This is a genomic window from Streptomyces nojiriensis, assembly GCF_017639205.1.
GTDB classification, from domain to species: domain Bacteria; phylum Actinomycetota; class Actinomycetes; order Streptomycetales; family Streptomycetaceae; genus Streptomyces; species Streptomyces nojiriensis.
In genome coordinates this window covers 1,090,573-1,106,262 of the sequence record NZ_CP071139.1, presented here as the reverse complement: position 1 = coordinate 1,106,262, position 15,690 = coordinate 1,090,573, and the positions used below count along the sequence as shown (strand labels likewise).

At 70.9% G+C, this 15,690-nt stretch carries 20 protein-coding genes; 15 read left to right on the top strand and 5 right to left on the bottom strand.

Going from position 1 to position 15,690, the window contains the following annotated elements; all coding sequences use genetic code 11:
- The first annotated feature begins 223 nt into the window (after positions 1 to 223).
- The 9 genes from JYK04_RS05435 to JYK04_RS05395 all read left to right on the top strand — a co-directional run bounded on the left by JYK04_RS05435 (position 224) and on the right by JYK04_RS05395 (position 7,795).
- Positions 224 to 1,321 carry a SchA/CurD-like domain-containing protein gene (locus tag JYK04_RS05435; RefSeq protein WP_189742405.1) on the top strand — a complete coding sequence of 366 codons (1,098 nt, stop codon included), beginning with the start codon at positions 224 to 226 and terminating at the stop codon, positions 1,319 to 1,321.
- 88 nt (positions 1,322 to 1,409) lie between these two features.
- Positions 1,410 to 1,853, top strand: a complete 444-nt coding sequence (locus tag JYK04_RS05430; protein WP_189742402.1) for a cupin domain-containing protein — start codon at positions 1,410 to 1,412, stop codon at positions 1,851 to 1,853.
- Complete coding sequence (locus JYK04_RS05425; protein WP_189742398.1) at positions 1,850 to 3,121, top strand: beta-ketoacyl-[acyl-carrier-protein] synthase family protein; 1,272 nt, start codon at positions 1,850 to 1,852, stop codon at positions 3,119 to 3,121. The genes JYK04_RS05430 and JYK04_RS05425 overlap by 4 nt, the downstream gene beginning before the upstream one ends.
- Positions 3,118 to 4,344, top strand: a complete 1,227-nt coding sequence (locus JYK04_RS05420; protein ID WP_189742395.1) for a beta-ketoacyl synthase N-terminal-like domain-containing protein — start codon at positions 3,118 to 3,120, stop codon at positions 4,342 to 4,344. Before JYK04_RS05425 ends, JYK04_RS05420 begins: the two co-directional genes overlap by 4 nt.
- Before the next feature lie 111 nt (positions 4,345 to 4,455).
- Positions 4,456 to 4,935, top strand: coding sequence for an SRPBCC family protein (locus JYK04_RS05415; RefSeq protein ID WP_189742392.1), 480 nt, complete (start codon positions 4,456 to 4,458; stop codon positions 4,933 to 4,935).
- A 20-nt stretch (positions 4,936 to 4,955) separates the two neighbouring features.
- Positions 4,956 to 5,297, top strand: a complete 342-nt coding sequence (locus JYK04_RS05410; protein ID WP_189742390.1) for a TcmI family type II polyketide cyclase — start codon at positions 4,956 to 4,958, stop codon at positions 5,295 to 5,297.
- A 108-nt stretch (positions 5,298 to 5,405) separates the two neighbouring features.
- Positions 5,406 to 6,113, top strand: coding sequence for an NADPH-dependent FMN reductase (locus JYK04_RS05405; protein ID WP_189742387.1), 708 nt, complete (start codon positions 5,406 to 5,408; stop codon positions 6,111 to 6,113).
- 66 nt (positions 6,114 to 6,179) lie between these two features.
- On the top strand, positions 6,180 to 7,097 hold the full coding sequence (locus tag JYK04_RS05400; protein ID WP_189742383.1) for a MurR/RpiR family transcriptional regulator: 918 nt from the start codon (positions 6,180 to 6,182) through the stop codon (positions 7,095 to 7,097).
- Positions 7,098 to 7,408: 311 nt separating this feature from the next.
- A complete protein-coding gene (locus JYK04_RS05395) occupies positions 7,409 to 7,795 on the top strand; it encodes a hypothetical protein (protein ID WP_189742770.1) in 387 nt (128 codons plus the stop codon).
- Between the two features lie 10 nt (positions 7,796 to 7,805).
- On the opposite strand, the gene JYK04_RS05390 is transcribed toward JYK04_RS05395, so the two are convergent.
- Together JYK04_RS05390 and JYK04_RS05385 are read right to left on the bottom strand one after the other, a co-directional pair.
- Positions 7,806 to 8,189, bottom strand: coding sequence for a toxin Doc (locus JYK04_RS05390; RefSeq protein ID WP_189742380.1), 384 nt, complete (start codon positions 8,187 to 8,189; stop codon positions 7,806 to 7,808).
- A gap of 68 nt (positions 8,190 to 8,257) precedes the next feature.
- Entirely contained in the window at positions 8,258 to 9,130 is an 873-nt protein-coding gene (locus JYK04_RS05385) for a S1 family peptidase (RefSeq protein ID WP_189742377.1), read from the bottom strand.
- Positions 9,131 to 9,359: 229 nt separating this feature from the next.
- Here JYK04_RS05385 and JYK04_RS05380 point away from each other — a divergent pair, with 229 nt between their 5' ends.
- Both JYK04_RS05380 and JYK04_RS05375 read left to right on the top strand, forming a co-directional pair.
- Complete coding sequence (locus JYK04_RS05380) at positions 9,360 to 9,866, top strand: hypothetical protein (RefSeq protein WP_189742374.1); 507 nt, start codon at positions 9,360 to 9,362, stop codon at positions 9,864 to 9,866.
- Positions 9,867 to 9,902: 36 nt separating this feature from the next.
- Positions 9,903 to 10,148 (top strand): hypothetical protein, encoded by a 246-nt coding sequence (locus JYK04_RS05375; protein WP_189742372.1) that lies wholly within the window; start codon positions 9,903 to 9,905, stop codon positions 10,146 to 10,148.
- 23 nt (positions 10,149 to 10,171) lie between these two features.
- Here JYK04_RS05375 and JYK04_RS05370 read toward each other — a convergent pair whose 3' ends face one another.
- On the bottom strand, positions 10,172 to 11,071 hold the full coding sequence (locus JYK04_RS05370) for an aldo/keto reductase (protein ID WP_189742370.1): 900 nt from the start codon (positions 11,069 to 11,071) through the stop codon (positions 10,172 to 10,174).
- A gap of 70 nt (positions 11,072 to 11,141) precedes the next feature.
- On the opposite strand from JYK04_RS05370, the gene JYK04_RS05365 reads away from it, so the two are divergent.
- Positions 11,142 to 12,170, top strand: coding sequence for an ArsR/SmtB family transcription factor (locus JYK04_RS05365; protein ID WP_229876245.1), 1,029 nt, complete (start codon positions 11,142 to 11,144; stop codon positions 12,168 to 12,170).
- A gap of 45 nt (positions 12,171 to 12,215) precedes the next feature.
- On the opposite strand, the gene JYK04_RS05360 is transcribed toward JYK04_RS05365, so the two are convergent.
- Entirely contained in the window at positions 12,216 to 12,494 is a 279-nt protein-coding gene (locus JYK04_RS05360) for an SHOCT domain-containing protein (protein WP_189742367.1), read from the bottom strand.
- Between the two features lie 299 nt (positions 12,495 to 12,793).
- Between JYK04_RS05360 and JYK04_RS05355 the strand changes: the two genes are divergently transcribed.
- Positions 12,794 to 13,168 carry a hypothetical protein gene (locus tag JYK04_RS05355; RefSeq protein WP_189742363.1) on the top strand — a complete coding sequence of 125 codons (375 nt, stop codon included), beginning with the start codon at positions 12,794 to 12,796 and terminating at the stop codon, positions 13,166 to 13,168.
- A 181-nt stretch (positions 13,169 to 13,349) separates the two neighbouring features.
- Positions 13,350 to 13,715 (top strand): ArsR/SmtB family transcription factor, encoded by a 366-nt coding sequence (locus JYK04_RS05350; protein ID WP_189742766.1) that lies wholly within the window; start codon positions 13,350 to 13,352, stop codon positions 13,713 to 13,715.
- A 24-nt stretch (positions 13,716 to 13,739) separates the two neighbouring features.
- Here the strand turns inward: JYK04_RS05350 and JYK04_RS05345 are convergent, their stop codons facing one another.
- Positions 13,740 to 14,285, bottom strand: a complete 546-nt coding sequence (locus tag JYK04_RS05345; protein WP_189742360.1) for a hypothetical protein — start codon at positions 14,283 to 14,285, stop codon at positions 13,740 to 13,742.
- A gap of 198 nt (positions 14,286 to 14,483) precedes the next feature.
- Between JYK04_RS05345 and JYK04_RS05340 the strand changes: the two genes are divergently transcribed.
- Positions 14,484 to 15,632, top strand: a complete 1,149-nt coding sequence (locus JYK04_RS05340) for an alpha/beta hydrolase family protein (protein ID WP_189742357.1) — start codon at positions 14,484 to 14,486, stop codon at positions 15,630 to 15,632.
- The last annotated feature ends 58 nt before the right edge of the window (positions 15,633 to 15,690 follow it).

Sequence of the window (15,690 nt, the reverse complement as noted above, 5' to 3'; positions counted from 1 at the left end):
ATCCGGGATCAGGCCCAGTTGATTCGCCGGTTGTCACCCGCTTGATCCGGACATGTAGCGGTACGTCCCCACCCGGATGACGATGAGCGACAGCGGCTCCCCCTGAGACGCGCCGGCCTGCCGTTCCCCACCGAGGCGGCCGCCGGCCCGGGCGGACGCCACCGGTGACGGACGAGGGGTCCGTACGCGATGGATCTCCACCCCCTCATGAAGGAGTGAGTAGATGACAACCACCCTGTCCGAACGGGTGTCGCAGTCAGCCTTCGACGGCTCCATGCTCCGGGTCGTCCTGCTGATGGATCTCCACGAGGGGACCCAGCAGCAGTTCTTCGAGGCGTACGAACAGCTCCGCCACGACATCGCGTCGGTTCCGGGCCACATCAGCGACCAGCTGTGCCAGTCCTTCGAGAATCCCTCCCAATGGCTCATCACGAGCGAGTGGGAAAGCGCCCCGCAGTACCTCGCATGGGTCAACAGCGAGCATCACGCCGAACAGGTGAAGCCGCTCGGCGCGTGCGCCCGCGCCATGCGCCCGCTCAAGTTCACCGTCCTGCGGGAGACCGGCCGCGGCTACGGCCAGGATTCCCGCCCGGCCACGGCGCGCCTGCAGAAGACCCCCCGGCTGGGTGCCGGCATCGTGCGCCACGCCCTCACCTTCACCGTCAAGCCGGGAAGCGAGCGGGACGTCGCCGCCATCCTCTCCAGCTACGCCTCCCCGGCGGCCCGGGTCGACGACCACACCCGCCTGTGCCGCACGTCCCTGTTCATGCACGGCAACCGGGTCGTACGGACGGTGGAGGTCCAGGGAGACCTGATGGCGGCCCTGCGCCACGTCTCCGAACAGCCCGAGGTACGGGCCGTCGAGGAGGCCATCAACCCCTACCTCGAACAGAACCGGAACCTGAACGACCCGGAGTCCGCGAGGATGTTCTTCATGCGGGCGGCGCTCCCGGCGGTCCACCACATCGCCGCACCCGAGCCCGAGTCCGCCGAGGTCCAGCGGCACGCGCTCTTCTACCCGGCCAAGCCCGGCTGCGGCGCGGCGCTCGCCAAGTTCCTGGCGCGCCAGGACGAGGCGGCCGCACACCACCCCGGCAGCCCCGTTCGGAGCAGCAGCATCTTCCAGCGTGACGACATCGTCGTCCGGCTCATCGACGTCCGGGGCCCGCTCGACGCCGAGCCCGACACCACGTTCGGCGTCTCGGGACCGCGCAAGGCGGCGGTGCTCGACCGGCTGACGGCCCGGGCCGGCAGGCGGGTCCGCACCGCCGGCCACACCATGAACCTGATCACGGACCGCCGGGCACCCGCGGATTCCTGATCCTCCCCGGCCGTCCGGCCCACCGCTCCACCCCCCGATCCCGACCCATCCGTACCCAGGCTCTCCCCACACGCAGGAGGAACCCGCCATGACCCAACAGCGCCCACGCATCGTGGACCTCAACGAGACGCCCCCCAACCGTCGGCGCGGCGGTGACCTGAGGGCGGTGCTCACCCCGACCTCGGTGGGTTCCACCAGCGGCTTCATGGGCCTGGCGATCATGGCCCCCGGGGAGTCGATCGCGGAGCACTACCACCCGTACTCCGAGGAGTTCGTCTACGTGGTCAGCGGCCGGCTGGAGGTCGACCTCGACGGCGAGGCCCACCCGCTGCGCACCGACCAGGGACTCCTCGTCCCGCTCAACACGCGCCACCGCTTCCGGAACGTAGGGGACACCGAGGCCCGCATGGTCTTCCACCTCGGCCCGCTGGCCCCGCGCCCCGAGCTCGGCCACGTGGACACCGAACAGGCCCCGCACCCGGAGAGCACCGCGTGGGAGCAGCCGCCGGACCGCACGGGAGCGGTCTCGTGACCCGCCGGCGGGTGGCCGTCACCGGAGTCGGTGTCGTCGCGCCCGGCGGGATCGGCGTCCGCGACTTCTGGGACCTGCTCTCCAACGGCCGTACGGCGACACGTGGGATCAGCCTTTTCGACCCGGCCGGGTTCCGCTCCCGGATAGCCGCCGAGGTCGACTTCGACCCCGCCGCGCACGGCCTCGAACCGGGCGAGGCGGACCGGGCGGACCGCTACATCCAGTTCGCCCTGGTGGCCGCCCGGGAGGCGGTGAAGGACGCGGGACTCGACCTCACCACGGACGAGGCCTGGCGGACCGGAGTCTCCCTCGGCACGGCCGTCGGCGGCACCACCCGGCTGGAGCACGACTACGTGGCCGTCAGCCAGTCCGGCTCCTGGTGGGACGTGGACCACAAGCGGGCCGGTCCGTTCCTGCACCGGGCGTTCACCCCCGCCACCCTCGCCTCCGCCGTCGCGGAGCAGACGGGTGCGCGGGGCCCGGTCCAGACGGTCTCCACCGGCTGCACCTCGGGACTCGACGCCATCGGGTACGCCGTGCACTCCATCGCGGAGGGCCGGATGGACGTGTGCATCGCGGGCGCCTCCGACTCACCCATATCGCCCATCACCGTGGCCTGCTTCGACGCCATCAAGGCGACCTCGCCGAACAACGACGACCCGGCCCATGCATCGCGGCCGTTCGACGCCGACCGGGACGGGTTCGTCCTCGGCGAGGGCGGCGCCGTCCTCGTACTCGAAGAGCTGGAACACGCCCGCGCCCGCGGTGCGACCGTCTACTGCGAGATCGGCGGCTACGCCACCTTCGGCAACGCCCACCACATGACCGGGCTGACCACCGAGGGCCTGGAGATGGCCCGGGCCATCGAAACCGCCCTCGCCGAGGCCGGCGTCGCCGCCGACGAGATCGACTACGTCAACGCGCACGGCTCCGGCACCAAGCAGAACGACCGTCACGAGACCGCGGCGGTCAAGCGGGTCCTGGGCGACCACGCCTACAAGACGCCGATGACCTCCATCAAATCCATGGTGGGGCACTCCCTCGGCGCGATCGGCGCCATCGAACTCGCGGCCTGCGTACTCGCCATGACCCACCAGGTGGTACCGCCGACGGCGAACTACGAGACGCCCGACCCCGAGTGCGACCTGGACTACGTACCCCGCGTCGCCCGCGGCCGGAAGCTGCGCAGCGTGCTCTCGGTGGGCAGCGGCTTCGGCGGATTCCAGTCCGCCGTGGTCATGACCCGGCCGAAGGAGGAGGTCTCGTGACCAGCCGTACGGTCATCACGGGCATCGGAGTCGTCGCGCCCAACGGCGTGGGCGCCGACGCCTTCTGGAAGGCGACCCAGTCCGGACTCAGCGTCCTGGACCGGGTCACCAGGGCGGGCTGCGAACACCTGCCGCTGCGCGTCGCGGGCGAGGTCCGGGGCTTCGACCCCGGCGCCATGGTCGAGGACCGCTTCCTCGTCCAGACCGACCGCTTCACCCATCACGCCCTCGCCGCGGCCGACCTCGCCCTGGAGGACGCCCGGCTCGGCCGGGCCGACTACGAGGGCGACCCCTTCTCCGTGGGAGTCGTCACCGCCGCCGGATCCGGCGGCGGCGAGTTCGGCCAGCGCGAGCTCCAGCACCTCTGGGAGCAGGGGCCGCGCTTCGTGGGCCCGTACCAGTCGATCGCCTGGTTCTACGCGGCGAGCACCGGCCAGATCTCCATCCGGCGCGGGCTGAAGGGCCCCTGCGGGGTCGTGGCCAGCGACGAGGCGGGCGGACTGGACGCCTTCGCGCACGCAGTCCGCGGGATCCGCCAGGGCAGCCGGGCCATGCTGGTCGGGGCGACGGAGGCACCGCTGGCGCCGTACTCCATCGTCTGCCAGCTGGAGTACGAGGGGCTGAGCACGGGGGAGGACCCCGAGCGCGCCTACCGGCCGTTCACCGACAAGGCCTGCGGATTCGTCCCCGCCGAGGGCGGCGCGATGTTCGTCGTGGAGGACGAGGCCGAGGCCCGCCGCCGCGGCGCCACCGTACGGGCCGTCCTGGCCGGCCACGGCGCGACCTTCACCGGCACCCGGCGACGCGACACGTCCGGCGAGGGCCTGGCCCACGCCATCCGCGGCGCCCTCCGGGAGGCCGACTGCGCGCCCGAGGAGATCGACGTGGTCTTCGCCGACGCCATCGGGACCCAGGAGGCCGACGCCGCCGAGGCGGCCGCCATCGCCGACGCCCTCGGCGCGTACGGGCGGAAGGTGCCGGTCACGGCGCCCAAGTCCGGTACCGGCAGGGCGTACTGCGCGGCCCCGGCCCTCGACACCGCGGCCGCGGTCCTGGCCTTGGAGCACGGCATCGTCCCACCGACCCCGAACGTCTACGACGTCTGCCACGACCTCGACGTGGTGACCGGCAGCGCCCGCGCGGCGGAGCTGCGCACCGCGCTGGTGCTCAGCCGCGGCCGGATGGGCTCGAACTCCGCGCTCGTCGTCCGCAAGGGCTCGTAGGACGAAGGGAGAACCGGCGGGGGCGGGCCCTGCCCACCCACGCCGACCGCTGCAAGACCCCCGGGGAATTCCCCGAACTCGTCAACCACAGTCTGATGACAGGAGTCTGACATGCCGGGACACACCGAGAACGAGATCACGGTCAACGCGCCCGTGGACGTCGTCTGGGAGATGACCAACGATCTCCCGAGCTGGCCGGAGCTGTTCAGCGAGTACGCCTCTCTGGAGATCCTCGAGGAGAAGGGCGACACCACCCGCTTCCGCCTGACCATGCACCCCGACGAGAACGGCAAGGTGTGGAGCTGGGTCTCGGAGCGGACCGTCGACCGCAAGGGCCTCACGGTCCGTGCCCGGCGGGTGGAGACCGGTCCGTTCGCGCACATGGACATCCACTGGCAGTACTTCAAGGTGCCCGGCGGTACCCGGATGAAGTGGACCCAGGACTTCGCGATGAAGCCGGACGCCCCCGTCGACGACGCGTGGATGACCGACAACATCAACCGCAACTCCCCGATCCAGATGGCGCTCATCCGGGACAAGATCGAGAAGCGTCAGCGCGAGGGCCGCGCCCCCGCCGTCAGCCGAGTCTGAGACGAAAGGCGAGCACCCGGATGAACCAGACGCACCGCGCTCTCATCGTCGCCCGGATGGCGCCGGGATCGGCGCCCGACATCGCCGACCTCTTCAGGGGCTCGGACGCGGGTGAACTCCCGCACCTGGTAGGGGTCACGCGCCGCAGCCTGTTCCAGTTCGGCGACGTCTACCTGCACCTGATCGAGTCGGACCGGCCCCCCGGCCCGGCCATCGCGAAGGTCACCGAGCACCCGGAGTTCCAGGACCTCAGCGAGCGGTTGACCGCCTACATCAGCCCACACAACCCGGACACCTGGCGCAGCCCGAAGGACGCCATGGCCCACGAGTTCTACCGCTGGGAGAACCCCGGCGCGAAGTGACCCGCGGCCCGGACGGGACCCGCACACCGAAGTGTGCGGGTCCCGCCGCGTGCGGCCGATCACAGCAGAGAGCAGGAAGAGAGCAGGAAGAAAGCAGGAGAAGACGGTATGAACCCGACCGACAGCGACCACTTCCCGGCGGATCCGGCCCGTCCGCACGACGGCGAGCCCGCCCGCACCTCCCTGCACGTGCTCGTCCTGTCCGGTTCCTCCCGCACCGGATCGGTCAACGCCCGCCTCGGCTCCCTGGTCGCCGCCCTGGTGTCCCGGGCCGGCGCCACCGCACGGGCCGCCACCCTCGGCGACTTCCCGATGCCGCCGTACGACGGTGACGTGGAGGCCGACGAGGGACTGCCCGAAGGGGCCCTGGCCCTGTGCGCCCGGATCGAGGCCGCGCAGGCGCTGATCATCGCCTCCCCCGAGTACAACGCCTCCGTCCCGGGCGTGCTCAAGAACGCCATCGACTGGGTCTCCCGCTACCGCCCGCAGCCCTTCAAGGACAAGCAGACGCTGCTCGTGTCGGCCTCGCCCTCGATGGTCGGCGGCAACCGCGGGCTGTGGGCCCTGCGCGTTCCGCTGGAACACCTCGGCGCGCGCGTCTACCCGGACATGTTCAGCCTGGCGGGCGCCCACCAGGCGTTCACCGAGGACGGCGCCCTCGCCGACCCGGGCCTCGGCGAGCGCCTCACCAGTACGATCGGCTCCTTCCTCGACCTCGTCGAGGCCGACACCCGCTACCTGTGCCTGCAGCGCCGCTGGTACGAGTTCCTGGGCGACCGCACCGACGCCCCCGTGACCTCGCGCGCCCAGGACTGATCATCATCGGCCACAGGGGGTGAGCTATGTTGGAGCGCGAGTGACATGAGTTAGGGAGGCCCTCGAGTGTCATCGGGGCAGCAGGCACGCGCACAAGCGGCTGCGATCACACCAGGGGGGCAGTCGTCCGAAGAGGTCCGTCCTCCGGCCGACCGGCTCCTCGCGCTCTTCGACGGACGCCGCCTGTCACCGGGCCAGCGCCGCATCGCCCAATACCTGATCGACCACCTCACCGAGGCCGCGTTCCTCTCGATCACCGAACTGGCCGAACGGGTGGGCGTGAGCCAGCCCTCGGTGACCCGCTTCGCCGCCTCCCTCGGCTTCAGCGGCTACCCCGCCCTGCGTGACGTGCTGCAGCCGATCGCGCTCAGCGCCGTCGCCGGCGCCGCGGACACCAGGGCGCAGATCCGCCGCAACGAGCTGCAGGAGGCCGTCGACGCCGAGATCGAGAACCTGGAGAACGTGCGGAGGCTGCTCGCCGACACCGACCAGGTGCTGGACATCGGCCGAGAGCTGGCCGCCTCCGTGCCCCTGACCATCCTGGGCCTGCGCATCTCGGTCTCGCTCGCGGAGTACTTCGCGTACGCGGCCCGGCGCATCCACCCCGACGTGCGCCTGGTGACCCGCGGCGGCAGCGTCGCCTTCGACGCGCTGCTGCAGTCCAGGGCGGCCGGCGGGACGTGGGTGCTGGCCTTCGCCATGCCGCGGCACGCCAAGGAGACCCTGGCCGCCATCCGCGCCGCCCGCAGTACGGGGCTGCGTGTGGTCCTGATCACGGACCCCACCCTGGGGCCGCTGGTGGACGAGGCGGACGTGGCCTTGACGGCGGGCACCGGGTCCCGGCTGGTTTTCGACTCGTACGCGGCGCCCGGGATGCTGTCCGCGGCCCTGTTGCAGGCGATGGCCGACGCGGACCCGGAGCGGACGCAGGCACGGCTGGAGAGCTACGAGCACGTGGCCGACCAGCACGGCTTCTTCCTCTAGCCCGTACCGGTCTGCTTCACCAGGCGATATTCAGCCCTCGCGGTGCATGAAATTTTTCATACGCTTGCTTACTCGACGGTATATATGTTTACTGGCGACGGCGCTCCGGATCCACCAGATGCCAAGGAGGACCCCCATGTCCTCCCGAACGTACTCGCGGTACGACGAACCTCCTCAGGTCGCGACCGCGCGTCGGGTCCAGGCTTTGGATCCCCGCAGAGCGCCCATGGCGGCCTCGGTCAACCCCTGGGCCGAGGCCGCCCCCCAAGAACGTCTCGATCAGAGTTCGACACCACTCGGAAGTGACGAGAATGCCTCAGACGGCCACGTTTACCCTCAGCCCTGACTGGCCCATGCAGGTCAAGGCACCCGGGACGCACGACTGGGAGCGCACCGCCACGCGCTGGCTGCGGGATCTGCTCCCGGCCCGCTACGGCGGCTACCTGACCCTCACCCGCCACCACGCCCTCCTGGCCCGGCACGTCCAGCTCCAGCTGCAGCACGAGATGCGCGCGGTGCGGACGGCACTGCAGACCAGCCGCGCCGAGCTGCCCACCATGGGCATCGCCGAGTCGGTCATCGAGAACTCGATCAGGATGTACGCCGTCGAGCTGGAGCAGCTGGGCCGGCTCGCCCGCGGTGCACGCCTCGTGTCCGACGCGCTCCTCGTCGGCACCCCCGCCCAGCGCAGGCGCTGACCGCGACGCCCTACACCGTCTGGGTCGGCTGCCAGGAACGGAGCCGGGCGGCCACGTCGAAGACGGTGGCGCGCAGCATGCGGATGTCGGTGATGAGGTCGCGCCACTGCTCGTAGGTGGCGTCCACGGCCTTGCCGGAGGCCTCGATGTACGCGACGGCGACCCCGTAGGCGAAGTACTCGTTGGAGTCGGGCAGGGGCCGGAGCAGCACGATCGCGTCGAGCAGCGCGGCCGCGCGCCAGTAGGCGTCGGGGGCGTCCACTTCCAGGCTGGGCGTGTTCACCCGGTGCCGGGCCACGGCGGCGACCAGGGCGGAGTGGTCGGCCACCGCCACGTCCTTGAACAGCGCCTCCTGCCGCTCCAGCAGCCAGCGGTGATCGATGTGCAGTTCCACGCCTCCGAGTATCCCCGCCCGGGGCCCGGCCGTGGGGCTTTTCCGGTCGGGCGGGGACGCGCGCGGGATTACGGCTTGGGCAGCACGCAGCCGGGGCGGTTCAGGTCGATCTTGTTGCCGGGCGCTATGCACGGGACGACGATGTACGTCTGCTGCGCGTAGTTGATGCCCTGGCGGACCGTCACGTTGCCGTTCTGGTCGACCTCGCACGGGTTGTTCACCGTGCAGCGGGCGCCGTCCTCGTTGCCCGTGTTGTTGACGGCGACGACCTTGCCGGTCGCCGTGTCGACCACCGGTGACCCGGAGGTGCCGCCGATGGTGTTGCAGGCGGAGGTGTAGCGGACCGAGTCCTTCCAGGTCCAGTCGCCCTCCTTGAGGCGGTAGGCGAAGCCGTCCACGTTGCAGCTGTAGATCCGCTTCCAGTAGCCGGAGACCACCTTGATCGCCGAGCCCTGGGCCGGGCGTGCGCCGTCGAGGGTCAGCGCGGTGATGCCGTACTGGCTCTGGATCTGGGCGTAGGTCCGGGTGAGCTGGTAGATCGAGATGTCGGTGTCGGTCATCGTCGCGTATGCGATCTTGCTGGCGCGGAGCGTACCGACCTTCGATCCCGCCGAGTTGAGCAGCGAGAACGAGCGGCTGGACGGGCGGTCCTTGACGACCTCGCCGGCCGCCGGGAAGCCCGACTCCAGGCAGTGCCCGTTGGACAGGACCAGCGCGAGGTCGTTCGGCTGGGAGCCGGGCGCGCGGACGACGGAGCCGGAACAGTTGCTGAGGGCCACGGTGCCCGCGAAGTCGACCGCCAGGGCGGTGGCCTCGGGGGCGGTGGATGTGGCGGTGGGTGCGGTGGTGGTGGACGGGGCGGTGGGCGCGGCCACGGCGGGGGTGGCCGCCGCTCCCAGCAGGAGCAGGGAGAGTAAGGCGCCGGTGAGAGGCTTGTTCATGTGGGGGTTCCCCTCTGATGACAATGCGACCGAAGATCCTCCGGTTGTCATGCGCATTGTTGGTATACCGGCTTCAAGTCGCAAGACCGCGTGGCGAGTTGAAGCCGGTGCCGGGAGAGGGGGCCCGGGCGGCACGGAGTGCGCATATAACGGACCGTGCACAGGTGTTCCGCACCGGTGGCTTTGCCTCCTACGGTCGGGGCAGCACAGTTCCAGACCAGGAGGCAATGTGAAGCGCGAGATCGACATCGACCAGCTGGTGACGGCGATGAAGGCGGTCGACGAGGCGGGGCGGCTCTTCGAGGAGGCGCGCGCCGTGTACGAGGCGCGCGGCCTCAAGAGGATCAGCGACGACTTCAAAGTGGCGGGCGGCTCGGTCCAGACCCTGCAGGGCGCCGAGGAGATGGCCCTCGGGGCCCGCAAGTACCTCGCCGAACTCGCGCTGATCGCCGGCTACGCGGCCGCCGGCCTCGGGGAGCGCGCCGGAGAGAGACCGGAGACCGCCCGGGCCGGCTTCCCCGGCATCTCGGGCGGCGGTGCCCGTATGGCCCGCCCGCTGCTCGATCCGACCCTGGAGGGACTGCGGCTGCTGCTGGCCGTCGACTTCTTCGAGCCCGCCTTCAAGGCCGCGATCGAGGACGTCGTACACGCCGAGAAGGCCACCTACCCGGACCCCTCCACGTTCCGCATCCCCACGCGCGGCGACCGCGCCGCCACGGCAGGCCGCACCCCCTGAGGTGCCGGTCCCGGCCGACGGGGCGAGGCTGGTGGTATGCATCACGCACCCGTCGTCGTGCACCGGATCTTCCCGTCGGGGGGCCGGCAGGTGACCCTGCGGACCTCGAACGGGGAGGAGCGCCTGGGCCTGGCCCGCTCCGACGAGGACGTCATCGAGTTCCTGCGCCGGGCCGGCATGCCGGACCCCGACGAAGTGGTCCTCGGCGGCACCGAGCTGCTGGACTGGGAGTGGGACACCCCCCACGTGTACGAGGCCGACCCGCCGACCGACGACCTGTGAGGAAGGCCAGCCGGCCGGTCCGGTCAGCCGTGGTGCACGGCCTCCAGGACCGCCAGATCCTCCTCGGACAGGCGCAGGGCCCCGGCGGCCACGTTCGCGTCCAGGTGATCCGGGTCGCCCGTGCCGGGAATGGCCAGAACGTGTCGTCCCCGCCGGAGCGTCCACGCCAGCCGTACCTGCGCCGGGCTCGCGCCGTGCGCCCGGGCGACGGCACGCACCCCCTCGTGCTCGGCCCCGATCGCGCCGGCCTGCCGTCCGGTCCCGGCGATGGAGTAGAAGGGGACGAACGCGATGCCCTGCTCACCGCAGGCGCGCACGAACCCGTCGTGCTCGGGCCGCACCCCGATCCCGTACATGTTCTGCACGCAGACCACCGGCGCGATGGCCCGGGCCTCGGCGAGGTGCTCGGGGGTGACGTTGGAGATGCCGAGGTGGCGGATGAGGCCCGCCGTGCGGAGTTCGGCCAGCGCGCCGAAGCGCTCGGCGATGGAATCGGTCCCGACGATCCGCAGGTTCACCACGTCGAGGTGGTCGCGGCCGAGCTGGCGCAGGTTCTCCTCGACCTGGCCGCGCAGCCGCTCCGGGGTGGCGTGGCTCCACGCCCCGGACGGGTCCCGGCCCGGTCCGACCTTGGTGGTGATCACGAGGTCCTCGGGGTAGGGGGACAGCGCGGTGTTGATCAGCTCGTTGGCGGAGCGCAGCGGCGAGAAGTAGAACGCGGCCGTGTCGATGTGGTTCACCCCGAGCTCGATCGCCCGGCGCAGCACGCCGATCGCCCGGCCGCGGTCCCGGGGCACGGCGTCGTCCGCGAAGGCCTCGCCCGTCTGGGGCAGGCGCATCGCGCCGAAGCCGATCCGGTTGATCTTCAGGTCGCCGAGGTTCCACGTGCCCGCCGCGTCCGCGGGCGTCGTCTGTGAGGTCATGCCCGGATGATCGCCACCCGGTAGGCTGCCAGGCCATTGATTAAGGCATGACTGAATCCTTGGAGCGGCCGTGCAGGCGGAGCTGGCGTTCTCCGTGAGCGATCTCGCGCAGATGCGGTTCGCCGTCTCACCGATGTGGGAGGTCGGGCCCAGCTACCGGCTGCTGGCCTCCGGAGCCGCGTCCCCCGTGCACCGGCCCTGGACCGGGCAGGTGCGGCCGCGGCTGGCGGCCGCCGGCCTCGACCGGGGCTGGCTGGCCGAACTGATCCCTCCCTCGGGGTACGTACCCGACTTCCTCAACCCGGCGCCCGCCGGTGCGGCTCCCTCCCTGACGGAGGAACTGGCCGGGATCCGGGCCGCGCCCGCCTCCCGGGTCCGCCAGGACCTCGACCGGCTGCGGCAGGAACAGGGACGCCTCGGCCCGCGCACCCGGACCCTGTACGCCGACCCGCGGGACCGCCTGGTCCAGGTCGCGGAAGAGATCGGGACCTACTGGGAGCTGGCTCTGGCGCCCTACTGGGCACGGATCCGCGCGGTGCTCGACGCCGATGTCTTCCACCGGGCCCGGCACGCCGCCGAGCACGGCGCGGGCCGCCTCTTCAACGACCTCCACCCCTCGGTGAGCTGGGGCGACGACGCGCTTCGGCTGTCCCGCCGGAGTCGGCCGCTGTCCCGCGGGACGGCGGGCGCCGGGCTGCTTCTGATCCCCTCGGTCTTCATCGGACCGGTCCCCTTCACCCGGGTGACGCCCCCGGAACCGCCGCAACTCGCCTATCCGGCGCGCGGTACCGGCTCACTGTGGGAGCCCCGGCCCGCCGGCCGGACCGAAGCCCTGGCCGCCGTACTCGGCCGCTCCCGCACCCGGCTGCTGACCGAGCTGGAATCCCCGGCCTCCACCACCGAACTGGCCCGCCGTACGGGGCTCTCGGCCGCCGGAGTGTCCCAGTACCTGACCGCGCTGCGTGCGGCGGGCCTGGTCAGCGCCCACCGGGCCGGCCGCTCCGTGCTCTATGCCCGCACCGCCGTCGCCGAGGCCCTCCTCGTCGCCCACACCCCGGGCGTGGAGCGGGGACGATCACCGGGCGGGACACCCTGCTGACCGTGCGGCTCGGCACGGCCCGGCTCGCGGCCTGCCTCGGCGGGGTCACGCAGTCCCGTCCTTGAGGGACGACCGGCCGAACTGCTCGTCCAGGACGGACAGCCGCCGCCAGTACTCGTCCTCGTCGATCTCCCCGGCGGCGAAGCGCCGCCCCAGGATCGCGATCGGCGACCGCTCACCGTACGCCGCTGCCCCGCGGCGCCCGTGCCGGACGGTACGGCGCAGCACGGTGACGACACCGACGACGACCGCCGCCCAGATCAGCGGAACGAACAGGATCCACGGGCCGGGCCCGTCGTAGGCCAGGGTGGTGAAGGTGTCCATCTCGATTCATCTCCTCGGAAGCACGGACGTTTCGTCTCATCCCGAGACTCCTCGGAAAGCCCCCTCCGGTCGTCGTACGGCCGGCGGCACCGCGAGTACTTCCGCGGGAGTACCCGCGGGGTGCGGCCGCACGAGCCGGTACGCGTGGGACAGCAGGGGGCAATGCGCACATTTCACGCAATCCCCCGTTCCCCGTACGCCGACGCGCACGCTCGGTAGCGTCTGGATCACAAGCAGTCCGGTGCCGTCGGCAACCGAGCACCGGGCGCAGTCTGCAGAAGGCAAGGGAGCGAATACCTATGGCGAACGTTGAGGTCTCTTTGAAGGAGACGATGACCTCGATCGAGGGTGCGATGGGAGCCGCGTTGGTGGACTACACCAGCGGTATGGCGCTGGGGACCCTCGGCGGTGGCAAGGATCTGGACCTCACGGTCGCCGCCGCGGGCAACACGGACGTGATCCGGGCGAAGGTCCGCACGATGGAGATGCTGGGCCTGAAGGACGAGATCGAGGACGTCCTGATCACCCTCGGCGGCCAGTACCACCTGATCCGGCTGCTCAAGGGCCGGGGGCACAGCGGGCTGTTCCTGTACGTCGTACTGGACAAGTCCCAGTCCAACCTGGCCATGGCCCGGCACCAGCTCAAGCGAGTCGAGGCCGCCCTGGAGCTCTGAGTCCTGCATTTTTGCGCCCACGCATGCCCACGAGTTGAAGAATTCTTCAACTCGGCACATCTGAAACAGGTAATCCCCGGGCGTGCGTGGGCCCGTCCGTACGAATGTATGGGTGGTCGGTCGACTGGAAGCCCCGCGCCCCCAAGCAAGGTTTGAAGCAACAGCAGGAGCACTCATGGGAATGCAGGTCCCCCTCTACCAGGCGAAGGCCGAGTTCTTCCGCATGCTCGGACACCCCGTCCGCATCCGCGTCCTGGAACTCCTGCAGAACGGCCCCGTACCGGTACGCGACCTCCTCGCCGCGATCGACGTCGAGGCATCGAACCTCTCCCAGCAGTTGGCGGTCCTGCGCCGGTCCGGCATCGTCGTTTCCATCCGCGACGGAGCGACCGTCAGCTACGCCCTGGCCGGCGGCGACGTGGCCGACCTCCTGCGCGCGGCGCGCCGCATCCTGACCGAGCTCCTGACGGGCCAGAGCGAACTCCTGGCCGAACTGAAGCAGTTGGGACCGCAATCGGACCGCGCGGACAAGGTCATCGGCCGCTGAATCCGGCCGGTCCTCGCGAGGGCTTCACCGGCGTCGGCCGAGAAGGGCGGCCTGCTCCTTCTTGAGTCGCGCGAAGCGCGTCGTCGTGTACTCCTTCAGCTCCGGTCCCGGGAACTGGATGACGGACTTGTACGCGCCGAACTCGCCACGTGCCCAGCGCGCTGCGGTGATCTCGTAGCCGGAGACGTGGGCGCACAGGTCGAGCAGGACCGGCGGCATCTCCTCCTCGATGAGGAGGTCGGCCTTGGTGACGACGACGTCGCGCATTGTCCGGATGTTGGGTAGGAAGACGGTCGTGGCCCAGGTGCGCCACTCGGCGATCTCCTCCTCGGTGGGGGGTATGTCGTGGTCGAAGGGGTGGACCCCGTCAGGGCGGACATATCTCTGGCAAAATGCCTCGTAGGCACGGCTGTTGGCCTCCATGAGTGCGAAGAGCGGGCCGTAGAAGTCGCTCAGCTGCTGGTTCACCCGCGCGAGCCGGGCCTGTCGCTGCGCGAGCCTCAGCCCATTGAGGTACGTCGCCAGGTAGCCGGCGAAGGCCAAGCCGACGGTCAAGATCACTGTGTTCACGGGGGGATGCTAGGCCCGCTTCTCGTTGTGCCGTTGACCGATGCGCGCTGGGCGCGGCTTGAGATGTCAATCCGGGGATGTACGGGTGCCGTCGAGGTACATCCCCGGGCCGATGGCAGCCGCACGCGCCCCGCATAGCGTTCGAGGCCGGCCCGCACCGGGCCGTATGCCACGAGACACATCGATGGAGACGATTCGATGCGACGACGCTTGTTCCTGGTCGGTGCCGCTGTTGCCACGGCTCTGGCGAGCACCTTGTCCACCACGACCGCCCAGGCCGGCACCCGCCCCGTAGAGCCGCCCGGGACCGCACTCGTGCTGCCCGCGCCGTCCGGGCACCACCCGGTCGGCAGGACCGTCGTCCACCTGAAGGACGAGAGCCGGGCCGACCCCTGGGTCCCCTCGGAGCAGCGGGAGCTGATGGTCTCCCTCTGGTACCCGGCCGTCAGGCCTTCGGACACACCCGCGCCCTATATGACAGCAGAGGAATCCAGGCAGTACGCGGCAGCCACCGGACTGAACCTGCCGGCCGACCTGTTCGCCGGCGTGAGGACCCACTCGACGGTCGACGCCAAGCCGGCGAAGGCCCGCGGCGGACTGCCACTGGTCGTCCTGTCACCGGGCTTCGGCATGCCTCGCGCCACCCTCACCGGCCTCGCCGAGGAGTTAGCGGCCCGGGGCTACGCCGTAGCCGGCATCGGACACAACTACGAGGCGGACGGCATCTCGTTCCCCGACGGGCGCACCACCTCCTGCGTGGCGTGCGTGAACAGGGACTACCCCAAGGTCGGCGCCGTCCGGGCCGAGGACATCTCCTTCGTGCTCGACGAGCTCACCGGCGCCCGGTCGGCCTGGAAGCACGGCGCACCCGTCGACACCGGCCGCGTAGCCGTCGTGGGGCACTCGGCCGGCGGTTTCAGCACGATCCCGGCCATGCTGCGCGACCCGCGCGTCAAGGCGGCGGTCAACATGGACGGCAACTTCCGGTTCCCGAACGACACCCCGCTGGACCGCCCGTTCCTGATGCTCGGCCAGCCCAGCCACGTACCCGGCGGCATCGATCCGACCTGGGACGAGACCTGGAACGAACTGACCGGATGGAAGCGCTGGCTGAGCGTCGACGACATCGGGCACCTGTCCTTCACCGACCTGGCGCCCCTGGCCAAGCAGTTCGGCATGCCGCTCCAACGACTGGACGGTGACCGCGCCGACGCCATCACCAGGACCTACGTGACGGCGTTCGTCGACACCCACCTGCGAGGACGGGACCCCCGGCTGCTGGACGGCCCCACGGCAGGTTTCCCGGAAGTCCGCTTCCACCGCCCTCTGGGAGTGCCGTCACCCTAGACACCCGGATGGAGGGAAGGGAGTCGTGGCCGCTACGGCCGCGTCGGCCGCCATCCGC